Here is a 5,079-nt window from a genome sequence, read left to right as displayed (position 1 = left end):
AGATCCCCCGACGGCGTAATCATTTTGTCACTAGACGTGGTTTGATCGGCTAGCAGCGTTTCCATAGGTGAAATCCTTGGTAGGTCATATCTGACCCAGTTGCGGTCAATACTGGGGTAGAATTGACATCCTCTCCGCCCTGAAGGGCGAAGATTCCCACGGCACCGTACCGCTGGGTTGGGATATTGTGGTTTACGACGTAGCCCGTTCTTGAGGCGCGAATGCGCCAGTTTCCTTGTCAAACAAGAACGTCGATGGCTGTGCCAACCAGCCGTTACTCCTATTCGCCGACAGATTCGGTGAACTCGGAGATACTTTCTGCTGAATGTTCTCAGCGCCGTTCACATCCGCGTTCGCCACTGTACCGCACTCATCGCAGACATACAGTCCGCGTTCAACACGGTTCGCCTTCCGTGCCTGACCACAACACGAACACGACTGCGACGTATCGCGCTCAGACACCTCTTCAACCGTGATGCCTTCCATCTCGGCCTTGTATTTGAGGAGGTCGGTGAAACGGTCGAACGCCCACGAATGCAGATCAAGGTTCCCATGCTTGCCCCAGTCTTTCGACTCGGCGCTCTCCTCATCTTCACGGATGCCGGAGAGGTCACCAATCACTATGGTTTCAACACCTTCATCGACACATCGTTGAACGATGTGTTTTGAGAGTGTGTGGAAGTAGTGTGTACGACGAGCCGACTTTTTTTGGTTCAATCGAGTGGCCTGCTCAGAGCCCGAGTCATCGCATTGGGCGATACCCTTGCTGAAGTAGTAGTCGTCCTGTTTCAAGCAGTTGGGCGGGTACAACTCGCTATGACCGTCTTCGTAGGCGAGCGCGGCGAAGTTGTTGACACCGAGATCAACACCCACCGTGTTCTCGCCCGGTGGGTCAGCAACTTCTACTTCGATTTTGCAGACGAAGTGGAGCTCCCACTCGTCGCCTGTCCATACAACCTTGACTTGTTGGACGTTCTCCACGGTGGACAAGTCAACGTCGGGGCGAGTCTGGTACTTGCACAGTACGAAGTCTGACCAATACTCCTTTAGATTCGAGCCCTGTGAGAGTCTAACTTGGCCGTACTGAGTGTCGAGTTTGAAACCTTTCTGCTTGAATGTGACTGTGGAACGCGGGTGTTCGTCGCCGTGTTTGCGGTAGCCGGGCGGGTTCGCTTTCGTATCTCCGTTTTGTCGTTTGCCGTACCAGCCGTTGAACGCCTCAGCGAGTTCTTGAAGGACTCGCTGACTTGACTGAGAATGCAAGTCATCATAGCGTTCGTGGTTTTTGAGGTACGTGGTGAGTTCGTTGTGGTTGGGAATGTGATCGATTTTATCCCAGATCCGACTGCATGTCCACCGTCCGACGTTCCAGAGCTTACTGGCTGCAAACCCGAGCGAATCAAGGTCGTCTTGCACCTGAGACTGGTTCCGTATGGAAGCAGTGTAGGTGCGAGTAACGACCTGTTTCGCTATATGTAACCTATATAGACAAAATTACTTGAAGGTGTTTATTGGCGCAGCGTGGAATATCCAGCCGTGCCATCGAACGGTGGACTGTGAAGGGTAGTGTCGGATTCATCCCCACGCTAAAGCGCGAGGCTTTCTCCTCGGTTCTCCGTAAGTCTCCGTGTCCCAGCGTAGTTGTTACTCGCCAAAATGTACCGTGTCCCATCGGTCTGTGTTGTCATTCTGGATTGGGTGAACGTAGACGGTGTTGTCTGAGTGAACAAGAACTCTGTGAGCAGCGTAGGAAAATGTAACCGTCACATCGTGGGAGGGGTCCTCGGTAACGATCGCTGCTAACCCCCCAGGGTCAATTGACTGAGAGAGTGGGGGTAACTCTTCTATTGGTGTGTCCAATGCGTCTGAAAGAGACTCGGCGATAGTCATGAGCGGCTCCTCTGAGGATTCTTTCATAGAACCACTGTTGAGACTTCCCCGTATAGTAACACTCACCGTATTAATATATTCTGGGATTACTCAAAACGCCCTGCTTGTGTTTCGTACGTACTCCAAGATAGACTTGGCTAATAACCTTTTCGAGCATACTACTCGCATTTGGCGCAGGAGAATTTCAACGGAGCCTACTATTCTGTTCGACGCTGTACAGCTGATCGGCGAGTTCCTCGCTCACAAAATCGCAGGGCAGACGCCAACGGGTTCACTCGTGGTTCATTGACCAGCGGAGTCAGCGACATCTATCCAGAGGTGAAGGTCACGGTACGCTGTTTCCTGCGTGGGTGTCTCTGGAGGGTCGCCTTCGTACAACAGATACTGGACACGGAGGTTCTCACCGGTCCGTGTTGGCGCAAGCTGATGTCGCTCATGATGGGTAGTGTTATGATCGAGTGTTGTTGTGAAGCGATCGAGTTCCTGTCGGTCGATGACCTGGGTCTCATTCCCTTCTTGAGTAGCCTCCTGCAGTTGGACTACAACCGTATACTCCGTACGCTCATACTCGTTATTTGAGATACCGACGACCAGCTCTACCTGTTCGCCCCGCTCCAGCTGTTCGGGGTAACCGTCGGCCACTAGTTCTCCGTCAGGGTTCTCAGTTAACAGGTAAAATTCGGTGAACTGCTCGCCCTGTGGTGGAACAGCAACAGCGTAACCAACACTGCCGATCGCAAGCAGTAACGAGGCGATGAGTAGTACATTTAGCGCGGTATCAGTGCGACTCTCAGGCTCGAACAACTCCGCTCGCGCCGTGGTAATCCACGTGCGATACGGGACTGAGAACTGATCGTCCGGAGGTAATGCGTGGCGACGGTGCGCGGCCACCGCGACACTGATGAGTGTAAAGCCGGCCACCGTGACGACAATCGGCACCAGTCGAATCCCCCACGGAGTGAAATTCAACACCAAGCCGATCAGAGGAACAATAGCAATCGAAAGCCCAAATGAGAGTGCAACCCGTTCGATACCGTCTATACCTTCTTGATCCGATTCCGGTGTTTGAGTTGTTGCCTCCGCTTCAGCAGTAGCTGCGTCAGTGCCTGGGACAGCACTTGGTTTCTCGGTCGATGTGGTAGCTGGATCAGCCGTATCGTCCGCTGTATCAGAGGACGGGTGGCCACCACCTTCTGGAAAGAGCGCAGCAATAAACGCATACCCAGGAAGAAATAACACGAAACCCAGTCCAAACACGACTCGCAGTGGAGTGTCGTTAATGACCGGCACAAACACACTCACAAGCGTGATCGCCGTGAGGAGCGTAACCGCAGCTAAATCGGCAGGAAGGGTCCGGAGGGGACGAGGGAGAAGTAGCCACACGTCCCGTCGATCCATACAGTATCGCAACGCTAGCGTCAATAAAAAGCGTACGATACAACAGGTTCCCACTGCGAGCGCGTTATCGACCGCAATACGCGCTTTAACGGGGAAAATTGACTGAGGAGCTTTGTTTCATCCGGTGATACTGACGAGCTCACTTCGGGTGGCAACGGATCAGCAAGCGATACAGTTTCTTTTAACTATTCGATGAGAGAGATGTCAGTATGGTTGCAGCGTTGCTGAACGTGTCCGCTGGCATGTCATCAACAGTGGTGCTTGCCGTGGTCGTCGCCCTCATCCTCGGCCTCGCAATTTCTCGTGCCGTACGCGCTGTTGACTAAGCATACTGCTCAGTCACTTCCGGTACTAAACAAGGAATCTCCATCAATATCCAGCAAGAGAACCCAGCAAAACAGCACACTATCTTATCAGCGTGAGATCCATTACGATATCGGTAGTATTTCAAAAGTTGAAGATGTGAAAGTAGCCATGTATGACCTCACTGGCTTTCAGCGAGACTTGCTGTACGTAATAGCCGGCCTTGATGACCCGCACGGGCTCGCAATTAAAGACGAGCTCGAGGATTACTACGAAAAAGAGATCCACCACGGTCGCCTGTATCCGAATCTCGACACGCTTGTTGAAAAAGGACTTGTCGAGAAAAGTCAACGTGATCGACGGACCAATGAGTACACCGTCACTCGTCGAGGTACCAGAGAGATCGAAGCGCGAGTAGAGTGGGAAGCACAGTACATCGACCACAACGACTGATTAGATCATCGCTCGGGTGCGCATGTCTTTGGTTCCCAGCTCAGGGAAATCTTCCCATCGATGATCGGACGTATCACAAACGCTCGAACGCTGAATCGGTGTTTTTCGGCTTACGGCGTCGGTACGGTGAAACGTTGTGGTCGAGAACATGGTTCGGGCGATTCCGTGAACTTGTCATGAAGCCAGCGGTGCGGAACACCGAACGCAGCTTGGAGGGATCTTCTCGGTGATTTCAAGCATCTAAACAGGCCTCAGAAATTGTACGTGGCATGTGATCTGAGCGGATTCTATCAGGTGTTTTTGTGTGATAATATAATCAGCAGAACTATATTAGAGGACTAACAGGTCAAATTGTGACTAAGTCCGATCTTTTGGAAATTCGAGGAGTAGGAGAATATGCAGCCGACGCACTAGTCAATGATGGCATTGTAACTGCTGCAGAACTCGAGAAAGCTCTACGAGAACTCGAGCCTTCTGCAGGTCATATCTATTCTAGCTTCCAATTAGATGTCCTAGACGAATTTAATTTACCGACAGTGGGTGATCAAAGTGTCTCGCAGTACACTCGACGTAAAATGGGTGATGATGAACTCAGGTATGAGTGGCAAAGAGACGATGAAACACTCATCATAGAATTAGAGAAAGAAGGGAACAGGTACAGAGCAAAATGGACTTCGAAGTCTACAGAGAAGCCATTCCGGTCGGGACTCTACGAGTACAAATCTGATGCAGAAAATGCCCTAACTCGGTGGGCATATCGCCCTCCAGAATCTAGATAGCTAGACGGTCGCGTTAAGTTTGGCGTGAATTGTGGTAGACGGCGACGGCTTCGAGCCAGTTTTGAGCTGTCTCTAGCGCGACATTGCTGAAACTATTCGCAAACGATGATGTTCGTCGTTCTATTTCTCAAAAGATACGTTCGATAGCATTTCGATTTTCATGTCGAATGACTTGAAATGGCTGTGTTGAATCACCATACAGCAGCGAGGTAGGCCGCTAAATCAAAGGAGTTGAAGCGGGAGACTTCAGTTGTTC

The 5,079-nt window shown here is 51.3% G+C and carries 5 protein-coding genes and 1 pseudogene; 2 read left to right on the top strand and 4 right to left on the bottom strand.

Features of this window, described 5'->3' with window-relative positions:
- Positions 1 to 192: 192 nt before the first annotated feature.
- The 3 genes from ACNS88_RS17490 to ACNS88_RS17480 form a co-directional block, all read right to left on the bottom strand.
- Positions 193 to 1,473: an RNA-guided endonuclease InsQ/TnpB family protein gene (locus ACNS88_RS17490; RefSeq protein ID WP_435100597.1), complete on the bottom strand. Its 1,281-nt coding sequence runs from the start codon at positions 1,471 to 1,473 to the stop codon at positions 193 to 195.
- A gap of 171 nt (positions 1,474 to 1,644) precedes the next feature.
- On the bottom strand, positions 1,645 to 1,917 hold the full coding sequence (locus ACNS88_RS17485; RefSeq protein WP_435100594.1) for a HalOD1 output domain-containing protein: 273 nt from the start codon (positions 1,915 to 1,917) through the stop codon (positions 1,645 to 1,647).
- Positions 1,918 to 2,172: 255 nt separating this feature from the next.
- Complete coding sequence (locus ACNS88_RS17480; RefSeq protein WP_435100591.1) at positions 2,173 to 3,288, bottom strand: DUF8471 domain-containing protein; 1,116 nt, start codon at positions 3,286 to 3,288, stop codon at positions 2,173 to 2,175.
- A 474-nt stretch (positions 3,289 to 3,762) separates the two neighbouring features.
- On the opposite strand from ACNS88_RS17480, the gene ACNS88_RS17475 reads away from it, so the two are divergent.
- Positions 3,763 to 4,044 carry a helix-turn-helix transcriptional regulator gene (locus ACNS88_RS17475; protein WP_435100588.1) on the top strand — a complete coding sequence of 94 codons (282 nt, stop codon included), beginning with the start codon at positions 3,763 to 3,765 and terminating at the stop codon, positions 4,042 to 4,044.
- 353 nt (positions 4,045 to 4,397) lie between these two features.
- Entirely contained in the window at positions 4,398 to 4,823 is a 426-nt protein-coding gene (locus ACNS88_RS17470; protein WP_435100585.1) for a hypothetical protein, read from the top strand.
- A gap of 13 nt (positions 4,824 to 4,836) precedes the next feature.
- Here the strand turns inward: ACNS88_RS17470 and ACNS88_RS17465 are convergent.
- A pseudogene (locus ACNS88_RS17465) lies at positions 4,837 to 5,001 on the bottom strand (IS6 family transposase); the annotation flags it as partial.
- Positions 5,002 to 5,079 lie beyond the last annotated feature (78 nt).

Source organism: Halorubrum shenae, from assembly GCF_051194165.1.
Lineage (GTDB): Archaea > Halobacteriota > Halobacteria > Halobacteriales > Haloferacaceae > Halorubrum.
The sequence above is the reverse complement of the archived record's forward strand: the minus strand, read 5'-3'. Positions and strand labels throughout refer to the sequence as shown.